A 23,156-nucleotide genomic window follows, 5' to 3' on the forward strand; every position below is an offset into this window, starting at 1 on the left:
TGCAGCTTCGGGCTTTTCTATTTATATATATGTGGATGGTGCACCTGCCAGATCACAGCGCAGTAATGGGCACACTTTTCCCTATTATCTATTGTCCATTAATTCTATTCAGGTCATACTCATAGGCCGTTACGCCCTCCACCTGAACAAAGCCTTCCTGCACATACAATGCCTTGGCTCGTTCATTTTCCCCATTCACGCACAGCACTGTCTTCTTATAGTCGAGGCTATTTGCAAATGCCAATGAAGCTCTCAGCAGCTGCCTTCCTAGCCCTTTCCCCTGATAAGCAGGTAAGATGGCCAGCGGCCCGATATTCATCGCAGCCTCTCCTTCATACTCATCGTCCGCTCCCCGTATAATTCCGACGGGCGTATCCTCATGCAGTAGCAGCAACATTCCGCCTTCCAGATAAGCTGGCTGTGACATCTGGTTCTGCAGCATCTGAAGCGTCATCGGCGTCGTGCTGCCCGTGAGCTGCGCAAAGGCCGTGTTACGGATATGACACCAGGCTTCCTCATCCCGACCCGGTTGAAAGGTCCGAATCGAGTAACCCTCTGGCAGGCTAAGAGGCTGAATCTCCTTCATGTCGTTAATTAAGAGGAAGACATACCTTTCCACCGAAAAATGAAGCTCTTCTACATGAGCAGCAAGCGCCTCATTGACGAGCGGCACGAACAGAAAGACTTTTTCGAGTCCTGCCCTGTGTTCTACGCGCTTCACGTGTTCTACATGTTCTACTTGCTCAACACGTTCTGCGTGTTCTGCGTGTTCTGCGTGTTCTGCGTGTTCTGCGTGTTCTGCGTGTTCTGCGTGTTCTGCGTGTTCTGCGTGTTCTGCGTGTTCTGCTTTTTGTACATGCTCAATGCGTTCTGCGTATTCTACATGCTCTGCTTGTTCTACACACTCTACTTTGGATATATATTTCTCGTGCCCCACTTGTGCTATGTGCTCCATCATGCCGTTCAGCAGCAGGGCATACACCTCTGTGTCTGGCTTCTCCGAGTGCAAAATACGAAAACGCCCCTGTCTCCCACGTCTATGATAGTCATCAAGAATGAGGGAGGCCACGGCTATGATTGCTCCATCCTCTTTGATCACCAGGGTAGGATTCTCTTCATTAGGCTCGAACTTCTCTAAATCCTGCTCATACAGAAAGGAATCGTCCACCTCACGCCGATGCCGTACACAATACGCGATGAACTCCGCTCTGTCTTCAAGCTGTAGCTGCTCTATTTTCATAATTCATCCCCTACTCCTTGTCCTTCATCTTCATCCAAAAAGCCCCTCTTAAAGAACCAGACCATGTCGTAAAATATAACCTTGAAGGTATTGTTGTATTAGCTACAACAGGTAATTGTTCCCCTCGTTAGCCAGCTCTAATGTTCTCATTTCAAATGTCTTGCATCCTGAAGCGATGAAGGGATCCGATTCTACAATACTCATGGCTTCCGTTATATTTTCAGCTGAAAACATGACCATTCCTCCAGGGTAATCTGTAAAAGGCCCACAAAGTACAAGCTTACCTTCTCTATTTAACTCTTTTAAATAGGCCACATGGCTCTTGATAAGTTCTTCATTCAATGGCTTTACATTATGCATTAAATATATATATGTCATCATTCAACCTCCTCTAAAGATACATTCATATCCTTAATAGATAAATTACTCGTGTATGTACTATATTTATAGCTAGAATATCACATGAATGCTCTACAGTGATTGGAAAATATATAAGCAATAAAGGACGTGATCAGCTAATGGATTGTCCCTTACAACTGGACGGTGCAGAGGTGCTACAGTACACCACAAATGACGGCAGCCGCATATTAAGCTCTGTCATCTTTGAGGAAGACGACGGCTCTACCCATCAAATACAAATTACTGCTCTCGCCATTGCTACCTACGCGTCTGAGGAGCGATATTACCTGTTCCTGTGCGATGCCGAGTGGGAGGTTATCAACGACTATCTACTGGATACGCTGGACGAGGCCGTCGAGTATGCAGTCCGGCATTATGCGGTAGAGGACATAGATTGGATCGGTAGAGCCTGATTTTAAAAATAGGGCCTATGGAAGAATTGGAATGACTCAAAAAAGAACGCGATCCGCTCGCGTTCTTTTTGTGCTTCGTGATGGGAATTTAGAGAAGAGTACACTTTAACAATGACACTTCATCAATAATATCTAGAGGGAATTTTGTGAAGAGCAGCATCCTTTATAAAGGATCCTTTCTAAAGAGCATCTCGATCGTGAATGTAGAAATGTAGCGGCCCATTTCAGAAGGAGCTGACGGTGGAATAGTTTAGATATTACGGAGAGCGGATTTCCTACTTGCACTCACGGAGCATAGACCTCAGGATTATCGTTTCTCCAGGCGCCTATGCAGCCAATCAGACAGGCCGTGTAGCTTCTCAGCCCCAGATTCCCTTCATTATCCTCATAATCCATGACAATATTTGTGCTCGGCTGGCGCCATGCTAAGATCCGGCCAGTATATCCAGGCCTCCAGCATTCCTCATCCAATGCAGGTGGACCATATGCCTGTATGGCCTCATCCGGTGTTGAGCTCATCGTGATTCCTTCCGGTAGCTTGCCAGCAAACGGAGCTTTAATTCGGTCATCTGCCCCCGGCGCAAGGAAATGCAAAGAACCAATGATCCATCCATCTTCTGCTGTATAGTGGAGACCGGTCAGATCATTGATTTTGGGTGCACGATAAAGATCGATGCGTAGCGAAGCTTTCACGGACCAGATAATATCGTCATTGAAATAGCTGTTAGGGGACGACATCCGCTTGACCCCGAAGGATTGTAGCAAGGCTTGAACCTGCTTGGCTTGGTAAGGCTGTCCAAGTAATTGAATGAGCTGTTCAGCTGCTTCTTGCATGCCTCGGTCCTTCCTTTCTCTTCGCTAAATGTACACAGCGTGATGACTTTTGTGTGGAGTGAGCTTCTCCTAAAATAGTCATACACCCTCCAGTTAGATTCTAGAATCGACTCTAATAAAAAATAGGACAAAAGCGAAGAGCCAATAGGAGGATTTTGGAAACATTGTACGAATAGTACTATATGCCTATACATTTGCTCAGGAGGGAGTCAAAAGAAGTGCAACGTAATACGAGACCATCTGTGAATCAGCCTCGCAGGACATCATCCACTAATGCTAACACTGCCGTTAGCGGCCGGCCGAAGGCAAATGGCCCCCAAATAAACAGGGCAGCTGCCAGCCCGGCAAAAGGATCTGGAAGCCACACGAGCACCACAACTAAAGTCGTTATCTGCCGTAAATGCAAGTCACAGCAAGTCGTGGCGAACAAAAGAGGCTACAGCTTCGGCAACCTGTTCAAAACGCTGGGAATTATGATCCTGGTAGGAATACTTTGTGTTGTGGCCAGCGGTACCATGCTCCTGTACAGTAATACGAATGGAGCAGCTGCGGTTCTACAAATATTAAGCGTATTAGCAGTGCTGTCATTTTCCCTCTGCCTACCCGTAAGTATCTTAATGGGATTCGTCGGAAGGGGTCATCTTGTAAACGGGTGTATGAATTGTGGGTTCAAGTGGATTCCTGCTAAGAGAAAATAACAACGGTGGATAGGTTCATTTTTAGAGATCACCATTCAATGTATTACGATAACAACGGCGATAAAACATGTCCGATGCACGCATCAAAGCGATTTTTGGCGTGTGCATCGGACAAATAGTGACAAATAGATTTTGGAAGAATTGCTTGTAATGTAGAGTCTTGAGGCTTTAGTGGATTATCTACCTACGAAATCTACCCAAGAATAACACCTATTAACACCGCATTACGAAAAATCCGTAAAACGTTAGAAGATATCCATAGTTATGGCATTAAGAGATATCCTTAGTTATAACGTTAAGAGATACCCATAGTTATAGCATTAAGAGATATCCGCTTTTATAACGTTCTGCGTCGTAGCTCGTAGAAATACTGCACAATCGGATGCTTCAGCTTTATCTTCTCGCTCATGTTCAGTATCCGCTTTTTCCCGACTCGTCTGTCTACGAGAGCTAGAATATTCAACAAGATATCGTTACTCTCTAAGCTGTCCTCAATAGAAGTAGTTAAGAACTTATTAGCTACAACCGTAAAATTAGACTTGCTTAATGCGGCCTGAGCTGACAAAAGCTCCTTTGCAAGCTCTGATATTTTCCGTCCCCTTGCAATGACCTCCAGACGATCCTCCGGGATATTTCCCTTGGCATCCTTTCTGATCGCTTCAATCTCTTCATCGGTGATAGGGATTTGGATATTGGGATCATTCTTAATTTCCATCTCTGTCTGATACCATTTGATTGGGCTAATTGTATCACTTATGTTGAGTATGTTCTTCTTATCTACCGTGATATAGCAAGTTCCAGATTTATCAGGTACATAACGGTAGCTGGTCGCTCCGTATTCGACCCTTCCATCTAACCCGGGACTAAGGAAGCTCTCCAGTTGTTGCTTTAATTTACTCCAGGACATATATCCTCCTATGTTTTCAATACCTATTACCCGTATTTGTGGCTACCAGGCTTTCTTTATGAATGATGAGACCGTTTATTGGATTGCTTATTCTCCCCACCATTCTATTACTTTCATAATACTGGATTTCGGGAGTTTATACAGGTTATTTTACAAATTCAACAAACTCGGCGACCCCTCCCCGGTTGAATTCCGGGAAAAAGCCGCCGCTTCATTACATTTTTTTATTGCTCAACTACCCCAAAATCATCCACATACACATATCCTGTACCAGGATTCTTGTAAGCATACAATGTTGCTCTAGTAGCGCCTTCTCCCGTTGTAAAAGGAACTTTTATCATAGTCCAGGATGTACTGTCAGATGTCGCAGATGCACCCGTTCCTTCGAAGCCATTCACACCAATCTGAATCTGCTCTCCTAGGTCTGCCTTAACCCAGGCGGTACATATATAGCTGGTATTAGGACTTAGCCCCGTAAGTACCTGCTCGATACCATCTTCTCCGGTTCCTAGTCTTACACTCTTAGAGCCACTTCTTGGCTCCGATACACTTGCAGCATCTTCTGAATAGGTTGCTTCCCATGGCGAGACTATTCCTTTCTCAAAATCAGATTGCCTTACGTTATTCACATAAGATAAGCTGACATTCTCAAAAAACGGGTTCGGAGGTGAAGAAAAATCATGCCCGGCAGTCCAGTCTGTTCCACCGAACTCATAGGCTCCAATATCTGGTGCCGCACCAACATAATCATCTGTGATTCCAGGTATTACAGCCCCTGCATCAATAGCTGGAGAAGCGGACTTCAACCTGAAATCATATGCTGTAGGATTCACAAATAACGGATTGGTCTCTGAGGTAATATTATTCCCCTCTATATGAGTACCAGGCAGTGTGAAGGCCGTAGTAAAGATATTGTTGAATATTCTGTCGCCGTACAGATCTGACTGAAAATTACTTCCCCAATATCCTACATTCCCGTTACTGTAAGTGGTATTGTTATAGATCAGGTTAAAATTACTGGGGGTATTCAATCTGATCGCTGAATAGTTGCCCCATACCACATTATGATGCACAATATAGCCCTTGCTACCGTTATCCAGATAGATACCAGTGCCGGAATAATTCTTTGCGAGATTATCATGGATGTAATTATGATGAATTTCCGTCCCTTGCCCATCCCAGGCAAAATCATAGAGTATTCCCAAGTCTCTTGTCAGCTTACCTGCATTGTACAGATTATTATATTGAATCCGGCTATTTTGGGTAGGCATAAATATCAGATGACGCCCAGCGTTATATACCGTATTATGACTGATTAGATGGTTGGCCCCGAGTAGATAGATTGCTGGCATATCCGCTGCCGAGTAATTGGCTTCATGAATAAGATTATTAATGACCTTATTACCTGTTCCCTGTATACTCACCAGATTACCGGAGCTGTAGGTCAAAGTACTGTCTCTTAGCTCATTATTGGTACCGGACATAAATATCCCTGTGCTGTATTGGCTGGTAACATCTGAATCATGACTGACATATTCCGCAATCATATTAGACACTTTACAGTAATTAGAATTAGACATTTTAATGCTGGAGGCAAAGATATTAATTCCGGTAATATTTATGTAAGAGCGAGCACTTAAATCAAATGCATAAGTCCGCATCTTGGCCTCTACTGTCAAAGTATTCGGATCCACTCCACCAGGTGCCCACAAATAAAGTCTGCTAGTCATGCTGTCATAATACCATTCTCCCGCACTATCCAGATCTTCAAGATTACCAGTAATATAATAGCTGTTACCGCCTGTCGCTGCAGCAGCCATGTGTTCAAAGGTAATGGAGCCCTCACTTGAGCTAGTAATGGTACTTCTATAAGATTTGTAGCCTGTACCCGGAACACTCCATACCGTCTTGCCAACCCAGTACCCTGGCTCCTGAGTTAAGTCCCCATCCTTGATGGTTGTAGCCGAACCGAAATCCACTGTTGCCAATGTTGAATTTAAGGGATCAAGTGTTGGTGAATTGGGCCATCTGGCTTCAAATTGCATTTGCTTATTCACAAATATCTGATCTTTGGTTCCAAGGGAACCCGTCATTTCCGCATAATAGATGGACCCAGAGTAATGTTCCCAACCAGTAATCGGATCGGCACCGGATACGGTTACGTTCTCTCCCGGATAAGCCTTAAAGTTAATGGGACTTACAGAAGTTCCGGAAGTACGAAGTGTTACGGTTTCCTGGTATGTACCCCCTCGTATGATGCAGGTATCTCCGGCTGTCATGGTATCTGCTGCCTTTTGTATGGTCTTCCATGGATTCGATAGTGTACCGGTTCCAGTGATGTCGTCCCCCGTCGTAGAGACATAATATACGGAACTTGCCTGTACTGTCCCCCCACCCAGATTAAAAGCAAATACATACACCATCATCATTACAACTAAACACCTAATGCCTAATCTCTTACTCATAGCTTACCTCCTGTAATGAATTTTATTTTTATATTTAAATCTGACCCCTACGCTCGGGCTTAAATTAATAGTTAGGTATATTCTCATTTAGAATTTTATGTATGTATAAGCCCTAATAATTTCATCGACTTATACCAGCTTAAAGTTTATGATTCTTTTAACAAAGCTTATCCGATACTGAATCAATCCTGCCATTTCATTGACCAGCAGCCTTTTTGCGGCCCACTTTGCATTGCACAAAATTACAATAAGAAGCTTTTATATTGGCACGCTCCTTTGTTAGATTCGATATCCCCAGTATTAGAAAAGGGCTTTAAAAAGCAAAAAACGCCTCCCTGGTTGAACCAGAAAGGCGAAAATCAATCGTTACTTAGTTTGTATACTGGGCCTAGTACTCCGTAACGTCAAAAATGAATTATATATCCCCCAACAGCAGTTTGTCAGCCTTACCTGTGGACATATTACTCAAGACGACATAATCAAATAAGGACGCAGCGCAGCGGATCATCCGCTTTCTTTAAATTCTCGTTCAATGTATACTTCATTTGCTCTCGATTCGATATTATTTCCTTCTCCACTTCGGCTAATTTCCTGTATTTCCCCATACATTTGAATGTAAAGTCAGTCAGCTTCACTTTGTATCTCTTTTTCAGGGATAGTAGAAAAGTTCAGAGCACTTGAAAGCTGTACCCCGTCCTTTATTCCTTGCCAATATAGACGTTCATACAATATTGCCTGCTTGTGATGATGCTTGTCCTCCCAGTCTGCAAACTCAGGCATTCGCCCAAGATCCGTGCTGGCCTGCAAGGTTTGAAATGCTTTGCGCTCCTCTTCAGAAGCAGCTCCAAATTCCGGGTTATGTTCAATTCGGGCAGATACATCATCCAATCGACCTCGAAACGCTTGTAAAATCCACGCTGGAAAATCCAAATTGTCCCCTCCTATGTGGCAGCTCAAGTAACGATTTATTCTATGCCCCAGCTTCACTTGGTAAATCAAAGCTATCAATTTATCCACCTTACGGCTTTGCTCCTGTACTTCATTATTACTTCCCAACGGAATTCCCGCCTCAAGAGACTTCTGACCAAGTTTATTAAGCTTGTTTCTTTCCTGCTCATATCTACACATCAGCTCTTTCATATCCTCCTTCTATCCCCTCCCATTCAATAACTCGTGACTGGATTCGCAGAAGATGCAACCTAATTTTAGTGCGTATATCGGTTTATTTCATTTAAATTCGATTATCGCATTAAAACAAGACTTAACTCGCATACAATTTGGGTAAATGTGAGGTGATTACCAAATGAGGCATCGAAACGAGCCAGCAGGCGACAAAAACATTATTGGTACCCGAGTCGTAGCCATTCGAAAAGCCAAGAAAATGAAACAAAAGGATTTTCTCGCCAGACTTCATACCTTCGGTTTAGATATAAGTCCTACCAGTTTGTCACGATTGGAGGGGCAGCATCGACTTGTACAAGATTACGAGGTGGTTGCTGTAGCGAAAGCATTGGAGGTTTCTGTTCAGGAATTGCTGGGTGAGGAAACTGAGTAGATTTAAAGAGAATATTCTTTTAACAAGGTCTCTCTCAACTAGCAAAGCGTAGGGTAGTAAAGATTGTGCTTGCCGAGATATTCCCATCGTCAAGTAGAGAATGAAGTTAAGTTTTCAAGCGATGCGACTACTTCCCTGTAGTCAACTGAGGAGCGGTCCTTTTCTGGAATCTATGTTGGGTGTACTTTCTTTTCATTACCATAGTATCTTGAATAACTCTATTATAACGTTTGAAGGTAGTTTTGTTTTTGTGTTATAAGTACTTGCTACACACCTGCATAGCAGTTGTTTTTGTGTTATAAGTACTTGCTACACACCTGCATAGCAGTTGTTTTTTTGTTTTGCACCTTAATGTACTCGACTAACTAATGCAATAATAAAAAAAGAACGATCCTAAGATCGTTCTAATAGTTAAGCAATCTAATTAAACCTTACACTAAGAGTTGATTCCTAATTATAAGCTATTATGAATATTATAATTGTATGTTCATATTAATAATTAAAAATTAGCACTATTAATAAGGCCACCTTGTTAATCAGTAGCCTTTCCCGTAATGCCTTATAAAAGCGCTCTCCCATCAGTACCTTTTCTGATAGGGGGAATTTCCAAGCTTACACCATCATGCTCTATCTCTATTACCCTAATAAGGCCATTGTTTATACTTGACTCAAGAGCTTCCCACACTCTAAAATACGGTTCCAACTCTTGGAAATTACCTATTCTATCAGTTAGATACCTGTACATTGCCCTTGATGGAAGCACTAGAATACCACCATCAATTACTCCATCTAATATTCCAAGAACAATTCTATTTAAGGCCCTATGGCTAGAGGAAATATTACCAGTTTCCCATTCAACTCCAAAATACTTTCCATTACTAAGCCTGAATGAAGTATCAAACTTTCTTTTTTTGATCACAGGATCAGTTACAATTCGTTCATCCTCCCAACCAAATGAATTTAACGTTGCTATAAATGAATCTTTAATTGGTACAACACCATTTCCTTTTTCTTTAGCATGAAGATAAAACTTCCCACTACCAGGTGGGTTTTGAATACTATAAGTAGCCTGTTCAATATGTTGCATAATGATCTTGAAATCGTCTGATTGTGAGAAATCTCCTTTATCAATCAGGGTCTTCACTCGTGTGATGTTCATTAAGCAGCGTCTCAACTTCTTGAACTAATTCACTAGGTTTTTTATTAAGACACTTTGAGATAACTATTATTGTATTCAAAGTAGGTCTTCTTAGCCCACGCTCCAACAGGCTTATGTATGTACGATCTAAGTTGCTTTGAAGAGCAAGTTCTTCTTGGGATAATGCAACCATACTACGATATTTCTTTAACGTTATTCCAAATGCCTTTTCTGGATTCAAGAAGCTGCCCCCTTCCTTATCTCCAATTTTCGGGGGAAGTGAGACTCACCGTCTACGGACTATAGTCTTCGCTAGTTTCAAATCATATTAACATCCCTGTTTTATTATGATAGTATTAAGAAGAACTATGCGCACTATAGTCTTCAGAGGAGTGTAGTAAATCAGTGTTTGATAATAAACTTTTTAAAGCTCTTAACATAAAAACAGACGTTGACCTAAAATTGTTTTCTAAGAAGTCCAGTTTAACTTTGGCAAAGTTGAAATATTACAACGAGCAAGGTTTACTTCCTAACAGTGGCGACTTAGAAAAGATTGTTATTGCATCTGGAATATCCGAACTCGAGTTAAAACTTAAGCTTGGTATTCTAGATGATTCTATCCTTGACCTTCTTAATCTACGTTCTAAAGAAATTAGCGAATTTATTAAGGATGATCTTGCTCAAAAGCAAAATATTCCCGATAAAAAACATACGTTTGCTTTTGAAACACAATACGGGCAAATGTATCAGGGAGACTGTTTGTCACTAATGAATACAATGAAGAACGAGTCAGTTGATCTTATCTTTGCTGATCCACCATTCAATTTAGACAAAAAATATGAGTCAGGAATAAATGATAAAATCTCTGAAGAAGAATATTTACGATGGACTGAAAAGTGGGTATTACAATGTGTTGATTTATTAAAGGAGGGTGGATCATTCTTCATCTGGAATTTACCCAAATGGAACACCTACATTTCAAATGTCCTTAATAAGCGGCTTACATTTAAACATTGGATTGCAGTAGATATAAAGTATAGGCTCCCTATAAAGAATAAGCTATATCCATCGCACTATTCCCTTCTCTATTACACAAAAGGAGCCAGGGCCAACACCTTTAATGAACAACGACTTCCGTTAGAGATTTGTCGAAAATGTGGAGGCGATATACGTGACTATGGTGGGTACAAAGACAAGCTTAACCTACAAGGTATAAACCTTACTGATGTGTGGTACGATATTCCACCTGTAAGGCACAGTAAGTTTAAGACAAGGGATGCAAACGAACTATCAATGAAACTTCTTGAGCGTATTATCAGCTTATCATCCAACGAGGGGGATTTGGTATTTGATCCTTTTGGTGGTAGTGGTACAACGTATGCAGTATCTGAGATAATGAAGCGCAGATGGATTGGAATTGAACTAGGAAGTATTGATCTTGTTAGGGAAAGACTAGATAATTTGGAAGTTCAAAAAAACTACCTAGAAGAAATACAAAAAAACAAAAACACGTTGTTTACAGATGCCATGAGAAAAATTCGGATTAAGAATGGTCATTGGCTGCCTGAAACTCTAAATAAAAAAAATAACACTACTGATGAGGAAACCCTTTTCTAATCATCTTAAGAGACCTGCAAATACGCATTAATCACCTTGCTTGCAGGTCTCAAAAAATGAATAGTTTTCATTACAACTAGTCCCCTCCCTGGTAAGAAGGGTTGAGCGGCAACATCACTTTCATATTTTAACTTCTATAGTTTCACACAATCAGGTCCATAAGTAGACGGTAAATTTGCTAACTACTTATTTTCTCTTTTTTTGTCATAATGTTCTGCAATATGAGAGAAAATGTTAGCACTTTGAATTTTACTAAACATCGGTGGTAAAGCATTTCCAATCATCAGTGCCAATGACGTCTTCGGAATGTGCGCCAGAAAAACGTAATCTGGCGGAAATGTTTGCAATAAAGAAGCTTCTCTTGCTGAGATACATCTATTTTCTTCAGGGTGAAGGAACCTTCCCTTTGATGGATTCAAACACCCACCTGTAATCGTCGAAGATACATTATCCCACTTAAGTCGTCCATACACATCATTAAAGCCTATGTTATCTTTTTTGTGGCAATCTAGAATATACTCTTCAGGAAGATCTCGTCTACTCCCACCGTTTTTAGGAATTTTATTTATCATTTCTTGTATTCTAGCATTATGCTTTGGAAAAATCTTGTGTACAGGGTCAGCAGAATTATATGCACTTTCCAAATCACCAATTACGTCTTTTACTGTCCTTCTTTCATCATTTCCAGGTGATACTTTTATTTCGTCAATACGAGAACCAACCAGAACAAACCTTTTTCTTCTTTGTGGAACACCATATTTCGAAACATTCACAACTGCAAAATCAATATTGTATCCCATGGCCTTAAGCTCATTTGCAACATGCTTAAATAGGTCATAATTTATTATTGAAGGGACATTCTCCATCATTAGAGTGAGTGGCATGAGTTCTTTCACAAACCTTAAATACTCCAAAATCAGATCATTTCTTGGGTCATCAACTGGTTCCTTTCGGTTAAGCCTTCTCATCGAGGAAAATCCCTGACAAGGAGGACAACCAGCCAAAAGATAGAGCGTCTCCCCATTTAAAATCTCATTAATTTTTTCCATATCAAGCTTACGAATATCTTCATTAAACAACAAAGTTTCCTTATGATTGGCAGCATATATCTCTGCTGCGTACTTGTTAATTTCAACTGCTGCAATTACATTAAATCCCGCTTGACGCAGTCCTTCGGATAGCCCTCCACATCCTGCAAATAAATCAATTGCAGTAAAATTCGCCCCCATTTTCATCAACTCACCCATCTCAACTATTCAACCAATTGCTATAAAACCCTAATTCCTTTTCATCAAATGTACCCACAACAAGACCACGATCCAAAAAAACATTAAATTCTTCGCAACTTGTCTCTGGCAATAGGCCACAAGAATGGCAGGCAGCTAGATTCAATGCGTCCCTGCCTTGCCCCTTACTAGTTATACACACCGGATCATTTGAACATATTTCGCCAAATTCAATTGCTTTTCTAAATGTTCTAGGCAAACAATCCCAGTAACCTTGTCTAACAAGTCCACCAAGTGTACCTTCAGAATCTCCACTTGCAGTATAAATAAAAATACCTGACATTTCAAACCCGTCTTTTTTTTCTCCACAATAAAGTCTTTCTCTTAAAGATGCAGCTGTGTACCCGCATTCAAAGCTCAATTGTCTAATAAGTAAATGGGCTATTGTGTGTAGTAATATAAACTTCGGAGTAATCTCCCTACTAGTAATATCCCCTTGATATGAAGACTGGTAATGACTATTGATAATTCGAGCACGCTGACTAACCCTTTCAAGATTCCCCTCAATCCATCTATTTATCTCCGAATTATCGAATTCAATAAAAATTCCTTCCCCGCGAACTTCGTAACCGGGATACCATCTGGTTTCTGGCTCCTTGGAGGAGACAAAGCCATGAATACTTTCTTCCGGCGCATGGGCATCGGGAGGCTCTAAGCGTGTAAACCCTGTTAATGCCCGTACCTCTCTGATTTTGTGAATGAGCGATACATTCATAATATAAGGTATAGAATACATATTTATATCGGTCTCTTCTCTTACAAAGTCGTTACCATTAAGGTCATTACTTGATATTTTCCCTGAAAGAGCTTCAAATTCTTCAATCCGATACTTCATTCCGTGTGCATCAGGTATCTCCTCTCCACCAATATTGAGCAAACGCCTCGACAATATATTCTTAACTACAATGGTATCGGCAGAAAGTTCTCTCGCGATGTCTTCGGACCACTTTTCAATTCGCTTAGTTATTCTATCTATTTTTTCATCTTCTTCATAATCACTTATTTTCTTTAAGACATCATTAAATCCAGCAGAATTCACAATACGCTCGTTAATTTTTTCTGAATATGGTGGAATTACTAGTGAGCTTACAACCTTTGGATAATATAAGGAAGAAGCACCCCGCTGCATTGCCTTTGGGTGATCTACACAGTCGACTGAGTGATTTTTCCACGGCATCCTTCCTGTACATTTATAACCTATCTTCTCCATGGCATCTCTATCAAATGCTCCCTTTAAGGTTGCGCGAGCATTGCAGTTTTTGCATCTTATGTTTATCCCTTCTAGCCCTGCAGAAGCTGTCGCACCCGTTTCAAAAGTTAAAATAGGATTGTTACAAATTCCACTTTCTTTTTTTCCATGGGCCCAAAGCACCCAGGGGAAATCGTCAATATGTCCTTTACTACAAGCCACCACTATACGACTTGGGACTAATCCTTGTCTGCATTCCATGCAACGTGGCTTTCTCATATGTGGATCGTATTCCTTTTGTTTAGAAGTAGCTTTCTTTAAATACTCCTTAAGCCAAAGGTTCAATGATTTAAATATTCGGCATTTGGGGCAAAAATACCATTCTGGGAACCGAGAATAGGCAATCCCCCAATCATATTTACTTTGACCTCCTGGCATACCGAAGTAATCAACTTTTAGTGCTTTCTCTAACCTTTCATCATGAATTCGAATAACTTTGGTTTCCCAATATTCAGGAGCTGCAGTCATTAGCGTTTGATCCGGAAAGTCAACCATTGCACCAACGCCGTATTGAAGTATCGCTTGTGCACTTCTTATACTATGGGTAATCACATTTAATCTCTGTACATCCTTTTGCTTCCCAAGTTTAGACATATAACTATCACTCCCAAATAATTAAACCTGCTGTAACATTCTTATCAACATTCCGCATTGACGTAAGAGTTTCTTTAGCGGGATCGGAGCTATTATTTCCGAATGCCTTAAGCAGCCTTTTAGTGTCTGATGGAGGATCCTGTAATAAGTATCTATCCCCATAATAAAAGTTTGTACCTGCGGAACGACCAATACGGTCTTCCCAATCTTTCCAGAACTCTTCCATTTCCTCAATTATAGCATCGCTTTCATCTTTTAACTCAATATCAACTCGATTCCTTATTTCGTTCACTCGGGAAATTATAAATTCTTCTATTTCATTAATTGCTTCGTCACTCCTTTGAAAAGAAGCAGCCGCATTATCAGAGGTAAGGTTAAATTTGTGTCTCATTAAGGTCACCATTATTGCATGAAGAGCTCGATCACGAGCAGGTTTGGAAAATGGTGTTGCACCAGTTGGTTCTACAAATTTATAGAACGATTCATGGTAACTTCTGAATTGCTCATAATGTGATCTGTCCCTACTTTTAGCGCCATCATACAATACAAGTGCTATACCGGGATAAGTCCTTCCAATGCGACTAGAAGCCTGGATGTATTCACTTGTTAATTTTGGCTGCCCAACAAGTAACATTACATTTAGTCTGGCAACATCGACACCAACCGATATCATATTCGTTGCAAGTAACACATTGATTGGGTATCTTTTATCTTTTTGGTTTTCTTCGCTGTAAACAACCTGTTCCAGTTTCTCAAGTGTTTCATTCAATTGAGAAGTTGAGATTCTGCTCGTCAACTCATCCGCAGCTCCAGTGGGTCTCATTAGTTTCCTATTTCCAAAACGTTGTGCCGTCCTTCTTATAAAATCTTTAACATCATCATCCACTAAGGTCGAACATTTACTTAAGTCACGCAAGCTATTAAAGTAAACCGCCAGAGTCCAGAACTTGTCCTTAACTTCATATGGAATATCCATCATATGAACACGTTGGAGTATCGCTGCAATTGATCTCACTTCCATCATTGCCTTCGTCTTTCCTGAAGGCATAATACCAACATATTTTCGTCCAGGTTTCTCTTTTACATTTGCTTCTCGTGCAAAAAAAGAGTCATCAGAATTAATGCCGGGAGAAGGAAACTGTTTAACATCGCGATTGAATAAATTAGAGCATTGATCTTTAGCACGACGGATAGTCGCCGTTGATGCTATAATTTTTGGCCTCACACCTTTTGCGCTATTTAAAGCGTCTATTGCAGTCTCGTATAAACCAACCATTGTTCCTAATGGTCCGGAAATTAAATGCAGTTCATCTTGAATGACCAATTCTGGGGTTCTGTTGTTATCTGTTGAAGCAAAAAAACTTCCCGCGTTGCTCTTCCAAGGTAACATTGCAAATTTATCGACCGTACCAAATAGTAGTGTCGGCGGATTTTCGTAAAGCTCCTCATCCACGACTTGGATTGGCAGTGACGATTCAAATTCGCATTCTTCCTGAGGACAGAACATTAAAAACCGTTTCTTATCTTTCATTAAATAACCCCAGCTACCGATCAAGTTTTTTCCGGTTGAATCGTAATCTTTAATGAGTTTAGTACCACACCAAGGACATTTTAACAATTGAAACTTATTATGTTTATCTTTTACTTCTCTTAGATTTCTGTTGTTTGCTTTAAGGAGCTCATCGAGACATTTTTTTGCATCTTCATTTTTATTGGGAGTATGAGTACCTCCGATCCAGAGCCCAATGGTAATTTTTTCCTTACCGAGAATATACGAAGGATACCTAGATTTTTTGCTTGCACAGTCCTTTCTAATCGATTCACAAGCACATATAAGAGTACCGGCCCTTAAAAATTGTTGAGCAGCAAGGAGTCTTAAAGTATATCTCATTATAACTGTAGTCCCTGCAGAATTTGGTAGATGAGTGAGGCGTCGATAAAAAATTGTAAATGCAGTAAGCCCTAAATACGCTTCTGTCTTCCCACCTCCTGTAGGAAACCAAATCAAATCAATTAAATCTCTCTCAGAACAATCTTCTTCTACGATAGACCTCAAACTCATTAATAGAAATGCTAATTGGAATGGACGCCATTTGTGATTTTGGTCGTCCTCCTCAAAATAATTTAATTCCATCAATATATTTCGCAAATTTCCATCGTTAGGGTAATGATCTTTTTTCTGAAGAACTGAGTGAATTCGTTGCATAAACATGGCCCTGTTAGCCAACTGGAATGCGCTATATATCACTTCATTTTTTTTCAACAGTTCCAATCCATAATACATTCGTTCACATGACTCTTTACATTCCTTAATATGATGTATCGTTGCTTCTCTAAATCTTTTTCCAAGGGATAAACCCGTTTTTTCAATCTCTGTAATCCATGAAGAATAAGCGTCAACTAGATCTTTCATTAATTTGATTTTTTTTGATTTATCCGTTTTATCTAAATCTGATAAGAACTTCATTGAGAATGTAGTGGGTTCAACTCTTTTATCTTTAATATTAAAATCCATTTGGGGCACTTCAAAGGTTGGCATAAAATCGGACCAGATTTCTCCTTCCCCAGTGTCAGTGACTTTCCAATCAGTGGATACACCATGTCCGGTTGCATATACCTTTTTATTCCGATATAGAAGATCCAGTCCCTTCTCCTCTATATCATCCTTGTTGGAATATTCACGGTTGGAGTAAACTTCAAACTTGAGCCCGTTATTTTTTCTTGAATCAATAAGAATCCTTGGTTGAAAGAAGGAATTTGTACCATTATAACCACCAGTGTACATGTTAACTAATAGAATAGTTATTGCTTGTATTCCGTCAGGAGTAACCTTTTTAAGGGCCACACATTTAATTTCTTCATTATCCAACTTGTTTTTTTCAAAATACCCACTATCTGAAAAACTAATTTTGACGGGTATACTATGCGGAACCCTGACAAATCCCTTGGAAAACTGGTCACTTAATCTGTAAAGACAGTCAAATAGATACTCATCCTCAACCTCTCCACTTTGCTTTATTTGAGTTACTTCCTTTCGAGTAAGTCGATTTTTCAGTATTAGTAATTTTTTATGACGATCATAATCGGCTAAAAAATTCACTTTTTCCGGAAGAATGTAATTCCCCTCATCTTTCGGGTGAAATGGTAATTTACAATCTTCAAGCAACGAATTTCTATAAGTTCCAAAAGATATATCGACAACTATATCCTTAATATTATTATTCACAAAAAAAGTTAACCCCATTGATGAAGGCATATTTTGCATCGATAGACTTATATCTTCGTCTAAAGAGTTATTGTCTAATCCATCTGCAACATTTCCAAAGTAATCTTGTCTTTGTTCCGTGCTTTCCTCTATTACTATGGTTCCCTCAATTTCAATATCTTCAGCTATTTCAATTTGATTAGATATTTTAGGTACTGCTTCATTATTATTTTCCGCATTTACTAGGTTTTTTTGTGGATAAAGTACTCCTACACTATATCTTATCTCGGGTAAATCGGTTATTATTTCATGGTCTTCATCAGGTATTGAATACTCAGAACCAGGTCCTAGCAATTCTTTCCTTAGTTCTTTTATTAACTGAGTCCTGGTAGCTAATAATTCCTCCATGGTGGACACTCCAATTCCTTCAGATTATAATCGGTTTATTAACCAAATGAGATGGTACCAGTAGATTTTCTGTATTGACAATTCTGTCTATTTGAAAAATTTTAGACATTTTTGTAAGATCAATTGGTAGAGCACTCAATATTTCATCATGAATATCCTTTTTGTTATAGGTTTTAATAATATTTTTACTAAGATATTTCAATACCCGTACTCTCATTGACCTAACTTCCTTGCTTGACTGATAATAAGCTTCCGGACTAGATAACATCTCAGGGTCCTGTGTGATTTTTGCTATAGTTTTGTAGGACTCAATATCTCTTGGCCCAACTATATGACTCGCATCGTCTAGCCATGATCTAAGAGTAACTTCATGCTTCCACGCGCCCATTTCCTCCATCATGTCCGACAATTGTTTGTAACTAATTTTCCGTCTGTCAATATAATCCTTAAGCAATCCTTTCCATAGTTTCGATTTTCGATATGCTTCTCTAAACTGATCACTGCAGTTATCGCTTTCTAAAAGAATATCAATTATTCTTTCAACAATATCCCGTGTATCATCATCGTAACTAGTGAAAATTAATAAGTCTCCTTCATTTAATGAGTAAACATCCTTTTCTTGTACTATTTGTCTATCAATATTATAAATATATACTGAATAAAACCTTGTAAAATAAATTTTTTCACCTGTTTCCATCAAAGCCATTCTAATTACTTCTGACGTCTGTGCACCAGTATTGGTGAAATATACTTGATTCTCACTTGAATCAGTCAAAGAAAAGCTTTCAGTTAGTATCTCTAACTGATCATCGATTTGATTTTCATCTAACTCGTGATCGGTACTTACTATGTCTTCACAAGTGTTACTTGCATCAAAAGAGTTATTATTATCAACGAATAAATTCCTTTTTTGTAGCGAAAGAAGCATATTTTTTGTATACTCTGCAGCCTGGTGATATCTTTTAATTTCATTTTCATATAGGATGAAGGATACTGACTCAGTGTTACTAAGCAAAAATGGATTTAACTGAGAAAATCTCTGCATTCCAACAACCAAAACCATGTCATACAAGATTAATGAATTATATTTATTAGATGTGAAGAAATCAACTTTCTCAATTAATTCTCTAAGGTGCATTGGAGCAGCTTCCATAAATACTTTATGATAATACGTCTTTGCAGATATAATAGATAATCTCGTTTTAGTGAATTTAATATCACTAATTTCTTCGAGTAGATAGTTAAATTTGGGATTATGATTCTCCAGCTCGGACACTTGTCTAGCTATACTTTCTATGATATTTCTTAGTAGCGGCTCCAAATTTGTTCCAAGGCAATTATTTAAATACTTTCTCATTGCAGACAATTCTAGATACGGTGATGGTGCGTTTATTTGGCCTTTTGTAATCATATTTTCCATTACAGAAATAGGAAAGAAGGATTTTTCAAGGAGATTAATCAACCAATAGGCCTTTTTAACAATTATGTTTCTAAGCTCGCTATCATCGCTTTGCTTACACAGTTGGAGCAAATCTTTTTTACACTGAAAAAAACCATCATGTTTGAACCCATCAATTTGAACAACTTTCTCCACCATATTAATATGATTGCTTGACATTTTTTGTAATCTCTTGCTTTCTTGGTGTATCAAGTGCTCCGGCAGTCTTATGCCGAACTCTTCATAAGCCATTAGTGATTCTTTGTTCCAGAGATATAATTGTATATTTTCTAATTCATTTAGAAACCGAGAATCCAGCCCTTTACAAATTTCCCCAAGCAAAATAATACTCTTTAATGTGCTGCGTTCATATATACTTACAAGTTCAGAAAAGCCATTTGTAAAATAAATAGAATCGGAAACAATTAGCGTTTCAATACTTTTATCTTCTATTATTAGTTCTCTTGCAAAAGATAATTTGTTTACAAATTTAATTACTGGATCTACCTTTGCGATATTTCCTGGATAATGGTAAACCTCGTTAGATGTAATATAAGCAGTTGGAAACAACTCAGATATTTTGACAAGCTTTTTATTTATAATCAAACCAAATTTTCCACAAATTTCATCAGCTTCAAACCTGTCACAAACGACAAGGACCGATTTATTTATAACGTTCTTAACTTCTTGTTTTTTTATTTCAAACAACTCTGATATTGCAACAGAAATATTTCGTTTTCTTTTAATACCTCGACCATCCAAAACTTTACCATTTCCAAAATAAGGTTGTACTTTATTCACCAATGAAATTGGGACATAATTAGTGGTTGAAGTTCCACCCTTATCTGTATTTAAAATGATAATGTTACCATTCTGGTCTCTACCTTTATAAATGCCTCTCTTATTCGCGTATAACACTAGATCTCCAATATCTAAATTATTCAAGAAAGCGGCATTGTCACTATTATCCGTCAAGTAAGCTTTGAAACAGGCAAGGGCAACGGAGAGATATAAAGGGATGCTTGTTCCTTGATGTAAAACGAGTCCCCTCTCTCTTTGTGATTTTAAAAGTAATCCAATGATGGTCTCCACATGACGTGATATGAGATAACTTTTTTCTATGTACTTTTCATCTATTAAAAAAGAAGTTTTCGCGAATACAGATCTAAGAATTGAATCAATATTTTCAAACATATTCATCAGCTCCAAATCGTACTACTTATATGACCTTATACAATAGGAGAAACCATTTCTAGATATTGTGAGAATAGTATTTATTTTATGGTGGATTTTCAACGTTTTTCAAAGACAGTTTCCTAGACTATCCATTAATGCATCCCTATTCTAGTTATATTATCATATTATCTAGTACTTCAGCAGGAAATTAGACCCAACTACATTTACTGCACTACCAGTGAATCATTTATATTCCTATTCAATGCTAAGATTCTTTACAGAAAAACACTTTGCAGTTTACCTACACTTAAATCAAAAAATTACATTGGTTCTTCCTTTCTAAACATACAGCAAAAATGACCTTCTTTATCATTCGTTTCTAAGAAGGTCACTATTTATAAGGCAAGTCTCGAACTTTTTGCAACTTATTTTCAAGAGGACTAGCGTTGAAATTAACTGTCTTTATACAATAAAAGAGGAGTTTTTAACCCCTCTTTACTAATTTCCTAGCACTTCCGATTTAATTATCCTTCTGCACTAACAGTGTACAACACTCCACATGTGTTGAGTGCACACTATAGAAACTGTGCGATGTGCTCCTACCAATGATGTCCTGAAATACTCAGGGTCTTTTCTCTATCAATATAGCTGGAGTTAAAACAGCAAATGTATAGTAATCACACTTGTGCTATTATTATTGTAAATATATAGGGAAGAGTGCACGAATGGAACTTAAAATAGACTTATTGCTTAATGTACTAGACGTTCATACCATTATGCTATTTGGTAGTATTCTTAACAAAAGTAATCCGAGAGATATTGATCTTCTAATTGTGTCTGACGATTTCGAAGATATGTTTATTTTTAAAAGAAAACAACAAGTACAGCAACTCTTAGAATCCAATACTATTGATCCGGTGTGTGTGACTGTCGAAGAATTCCTAAACATGAAAGTTAGTGGAAGTGGTTTTTCTAAACAAATACTATTAACAGGAAGGGTTATTTATGAAAAATTTAATTAATAAGGCGTTAAAGACCCTCTCCCAAGAAGGGCATTCACTAATACTATCTTCAATCAAAGATCGACAAATCTCTCAAAGTGAGAAACAAATTATTGCAGAGTATGCAATGGCTCTAGCTACATTGTCTGAAGTGGAAAGCATTCCCCCTCATGAAAAAGTTATATTAAAACGTGCGTTTAATCATGCGTATCAAATAATCTATAATAACGAATCCCTTTTTTTCTACTCCAGCTTTCATTATTCGCCACAAAATATAAGGAAAGAAGATACATCACAGCAGCATTTGATTAAAACCAATACGGATACTATGGCAATGTTTATGCATATTAAAGCCTACCAGTTCGGCTGGACTTCTATCGGGGGATCAGTTGATAACTATTTCTTTAGTAGAATGGACAGTCATATTCATGCTCTAAGAACAATTATTAAAAACAATATGGAGGATTTATTCACTCCTGCGATTTATAACTTGTGTAACCTTCATCAAACATTATATCTATATCTAATAAGTGAGCATACAGAATATCACCAAACAGCTATTAAACTTATAGATAAGGTATACAAGCTAATCAATGAGGCGAGCTCAAATGATAAAATCAAGGCATTAGTTCAGTCCAATCTGCAGTTAAAGCTATTTGCACACTGCCAGTATTACAAACAGCAAAAGCTTAAGGGCAAAACATACACTTTTACATTGGGATATGATCTCTCCAAATATACACCTACTCAAATTCTAAGAGTTCTGTCGAATATATGGGATATAGATAAAGAAGTGTTTGTTTACGAGTTTCAGAATATTGCCCACTACCTTTATGAAAAGTCTGAATTTATGAAGCCGCTTGAAAAAGCCTTGTTTCTATCATCTATTTCTAATTATTATTTACATACAAAAGAGCAAGTTGAAAATGAACTTACTATTACTGAATCTATGGAGCAAATCGATATATCACGTAATATGAATAATATTTTCTCAAATTACAACAAAATAAAAGATGTAGTACTTGCCCCTTCAGATTTAACAAAGCTATATAGTTTTAAGGACAATGAACTACGGCAAAAAATCGCATCAATTATAACTGGGGTATCCCCTGTTTTAAACCAACGAGGAGCCGCTAAGCCTCATGGAGTCTCTGAAATTTCTGATATGGAAGTACAAGTATCAATTAATGGTCAAAGATATTATCTATGTATGCCATTTAAATCAGGCATAGAAATAAAGAGCGAAAGCGTACCAGAAAATGTTGCTTATCAAATAGTACGCCCATTTCTTAATTTTAAAAAATGCATAGTTGTATTTATCACTGCCAAAAAATGTTCACAGAATCTAATGAACTATATCAAGAGGCTTAAAGATCAGTTTGACTGGCCAATAGAAGTTATACAGCAAGATGAACTTGCTAAGCTGCTAAAGATTAATAATGCTATGTGAGATATTCTTAAGCAGTTGTGTAGTACCTCCATCTTTACAAAAAACCTCCGACCGTTTGAGCGGTACTGGAGGCTTTTTTGTTG

The 23,156-nt window shown here is 38.5% G+C and carries 17 protein-coding genes; 5 read left to right on the forward strand and 12 right to left on the reverse strand.

Annotated elements, in window-relative coordinates; genetic code table 11:
- Positions 1-88: 88 nt before the first annotated feature.
- Positions 89-1,240 (reverse strand): GNAT family N-acetyltransferase, encoded by a 1,152-nt coding sequence (locus tag D328_RS0112375; RefSeq protein WP_018885334.1) that lies wholly within the window; start codon positions 1,238-1,240, stop codon positions 89-91.
- A 102-nt stretch (positions 1,241-1,342) separates the two neighbouring features.
- Positions 1,343-1,621: a YciI family protein gene (locus tag D328_RS0112380; RefSeq protein ID WP_233426189.1), complete on the reverse strand. Its 279-nt coding sequence runs from the start codon at positions 1,619-1,621 to the stop codon at positions 1,343-1,345.
- Positions 1,622-1,758: 137 nt separating this feature from the next.
- On the opposite strand from D328_RS0112380, the gene D328_RS0112385 reads away from it, so the two are divergent.
- Entirely contained in the window at positions 1,759-2,052 is a 294-nt protein-coding gene (locus D328_RS0112385; protein WP_018885336.1) for a hypothetical protein, read from the forward strand.
- Positions 2,053-2,337: 285 nt separating this feature from the next.
- Here D328_RS0112385 and D328_RS0112390 read toward each other — a convergent pair whose 3' ends face one another.
- From D328_RS0112390 to D328_RS0112415, 4 genes are all read right to left on the reverse strand, one after another.
- Entirely contained in the window at positions 2,338-2,886 is a 549-nt protein-coding gene (locus D328_RS0112390; RefSeq protein ID WP_018885337.1) for a hypothetical protein, read from the reverse strand.
- Positions 2,887-3,921: 1,035 nt separating this feature from the next.
- The gene (locus D328_RS0112400) at positions 3,922-4,491 is read right to left on the reverse strand and encodes an SF0329 family protein (protein ID WP_018885339.1); all 570 of its coding nucleotides are present in this window, start codon (positions 4,489-4,491) and stop codon (positions 3,922-3,924) included.
- Between the two features lie 224 nt (positions 4,492-4,715).
- A complete protein-coding gene (locus D328_RS0112405; RefSeq protein ID WP_026281154.1) occupies positions 4,716-6,956 on the reverse strand; it encodes a carbohydrate binding domain-containing protein in 2,241 nt (746 codons plus the stop codon).
- A 621-nt stretch (positions 6,957-7,577) separates the two neighbouring features.
- Positions 7,578-8,096, reverse strand: a complete 519-nt coding sequence (locus D328_RS0112415) for a hypothetical protein (RefSeq protein WP_018885342.1) — start codon at positions 8,094-8,096, stop codon at positions 7,578-7,580.
- A gap of 163 nt (positions 8,097-8,259) precedes the next feature.
- On the opposite strand from D328_RS0112415, the gene D328_RS0112420 reads away from it, so the two are divergent.
- On the forward strand, positions 8,260-8,511 hold the full coding sequence (locus D328_RS0112420) for a helix-turn-helix domain-containing protein (RefSeq protein WP_018885343.1): 252 nt from the start codon (positions 8,260-8,262) through the stop codon (positions 8,509-8,511).
- A gap of 559 nt (positions 8,512-9,070) precedes the next feature.
- Here D328_RS0112420 and D328_RS0112425 read toward each other — a convergent pair.
- Together D328_RS0112425 and D328_RS30675 are read right to left on the reverse strand one after the other, a co-directional pair.
- Positions 9,071-9,655 (reverse strand): PDDEXK family nuclease, encoded by a 585-nt coding sequence (locus tag D328_RS0112425; RefSeq protein WP_205622123.1) that lies wholly within the window; start codon positions 9,653-9,655, stop codon positions 9,071-9,073.
- Positions 9,639-9,890, reverse strand: a complete 252-nt coding sequence (locus tag D328_RS30675; protein ID WP_026281155.1) for a helix-turn-helix domain-containing protein — start codon at positions 9,888-9,890, stop codon at positions 9,639-9,641. Before D328_RS30675 ends, D328_RS0112425 begins: the two co-directional genes overlap by 17 nt.
- Before the next feature lie 164 nt (positions 9,891-10,054).
- On the opposite strand from D328_RS30675, the gene D328_RS29020 reads away from it, so the two are divergent.
- The gene (locus D328_RS29020) at positions 10,055-11,266 is read left to right on the forward strand and encodes a DNA-methyltransferase (protein WP_018885345.1); all 1,212 of its coding nucleotides are present in this window, start codon (positions 10,055-10,057) and stop codon (positions 11,264-11,266) included.
- 182 nt (positions 11,267-11,448) lie between these two features.
- Here the strand turns inward: D328_RS29020 and D328_RS0112440 are convergent, their stop codons facing one another.
- Genes D328_RS0112440 through D328_RS0112455 form a run of 4 tightly spaced genes read right to left on the reverse strand, consistent with a single transcriptional unit; the run spans position 11,449 to position 20,640 of the window.
- Positions 11,449-12,513 carry a DNA cytosine methyltransferase gene (locus D328_RS0112440; RefSeq protein WP_205622124.1) on the reverse strand — a complete coding sequence of 355 codons (1,065 nt, stop codon included), beginning with the start codon at positions 12,511-12,513 and terminating at the stop codon, positions 11,449-11,451.
- A 1-nt stretch (position 12,514) separates the two neighbouring features.
- The gene (gene drmB, locus D328_RS0112445) at positions 12,515-14,395 is read right to left on the reverse strand and encodes a DUF1998 domain-containing protein (RefSeq protein ID WP_018885347.1); all 1,881 of its coding nucleotides are present in this window, start codon (positions 14,393-14,395) and stop codon (positions 12,515-12,517) included.
- A 7-nt stretch (positions 14,396-14,402) separates the two neighbouring features.
- Entirely contained in the window at positions 14,403-18,008 is a 3,606-nt protein-coding gene (locus D328_RS0112450) for a helicase-related protein (protein ID WP_018885348.1), read from the reverse strand.
- A gap of 19 nt (positions 18,009-18,027) precedes the next feature.
- Entirely contained in the window at positions 18,028-20,640 is a 2,613-nt protein-coding gene (locus tag D328_RS0112455) for a DrmE family protein (RefSeq protein WP_018885349.1), read from the reverse strand.
- A gap of 707 nt (positions 20,641-21,347) precedes the next feature.
- On the opposite strand from D328_RS0112455, the gene D328_RS0112460 reads away from it, so the two are divergent.
- Together D328_RS0112460 and D328_RS0112465 are read left to right on the forward strand one after the other, a co-directional pair.
- The gene (locus D328_RS0112460; RefSeq protein ID WP_018885350.1) at positions 21,348-21,644 is read left to right on the forward strand and encodes a nucleotidyltransferase domain-containing protein; all 297 of its coding nucleotides are present in this window, start codon (positions 21,348-21,350) and stop codon (positions 21,642-21,644) included.
- Positions 21,628-23,073, forward strand: coding sequence for a hypothetical protein (locus D328_RS0112465; protein WP_018885351.1), 1,446 nt, complete (start codon positions 21,628-21,630; stop codon positions 23,071-23,073). Before D328_RS0112460 ends, D328_RS0112465 begins: the two co-directional genes overlap by 17 nt.
- Positions 23,074-23,156: the final 83 nt, after the last annotated feature.

The sequence above is a fragment of the Paenibacillus massiliensis 2301065 = DSM 16942 genome (genome assembly GCF_000377505.1).
Lineage (GTDB): Bacteria > Bacillota > Bacilli > Paenibacillales > Paenibacillaceae > Paenibacillus > Paenibacillus massiliensis.

Excerpts from the sequence above, each read along its gene's own strand:
- D328_RS0112375 (WP_018885334.1), bottom strand. The coding sequence starts at position 1,240 with ATGAAAATAGAGCAGCTACAGCTTGAAGACAGAGCGGAGTTCATCGCG.
- D328_RS0112380 (WP_233426189.1), bottom strand. The coding sequence starts at position 1,621 with ATGATGACATATATATATTTAATGCATAATGTAAAGCCATTGAATGAA.
- D328_RS0112385 (WP_018885336.1), top strand. The coding sequence starts at position 1,759 with ATGGATTGTCCCTTACAACTGGACGGTGCAGAGGTGCTACAGTACACC.
- D328_RS0112390 (WP_018885337.1), bottom strand. The coding sequence starts at position 2,886 with ATGCAAGAAGCAGCTGAACAGCTCATTCAATTACTTGGACAGCCTTAC.
- D328_RS0112400 (WP_018885339.1), bottom strand. The coding sequence starts at position 4,491 with ATGTCCTGGAGTAAATTAAAGCAACAACTGGAGAGCTTCCTTAGTCCC.
- D328_RS0112405 (WP_026281154.1), bottom strand. The coding sequence starts at position 6,956 with ATGAGTAAGAGATTAGGCATTAGGTGTTTAGTTGTAATGATGATGGTG.
- D328_RS0112415 (WP_018885342.1), bottom strand. The coding sequence starts at position 8,096 with ATGAAAGAGCTGATGTGTAGATATGAGCAGGAAAGAAACAAGCTTAAT.
- D328_RS0112420 (WP_018885343.1), top strand. The coding sequence starts at position 8,260 with ATGAGGCATCGAAACGAGCCAGCAGGCGACAAAAACATTATTGGTACC.
- D328_RS0112440 (WP_205622124.1), bottom strand. The coding sequence starts at position 12,513 with ATGGGTGAGTTGATGAAAATGGGGGCGAATTTTACTGCAATTGATTTA.
- drmB (WP_018885347.1), bottom strand. The coding sequence starts at position 14,395 with ATGTCTAAACTTGGGAAGCAAAAGGATGTACAGAGATTAAATGTGATT.
- D328_RS0112450 (WP_018885348.1), bottom strand. The coding sequence starts at position 18,008 with ATGGAGGAATTATTAGCTACCAGGACTCAGTTAATAAAAGAACTAAGG.
- D328_RS0112455 (WP_018885349.1), bottom strand. The coding sequence starts at position 20,640 with ATGTTTGAAAATATTGATTCAATTCTTAGATCTGTATTCGCGAAAACT.
- D328_RS0112460 (WP_018885350.1), top strand. The coding sequence starts at position 21,348 with ATGGAACTTAAAATAGACTTATTGCTTAATGTACTAGACGTTCATACC.
- D328_RS0112465 (WP_018885351.1), top strand. The coding sequence starts at position 21,628 with ATGAAAAATTTAATTAATAAGGCGTTAAAGACCCTCTCCCAAGAAGGG.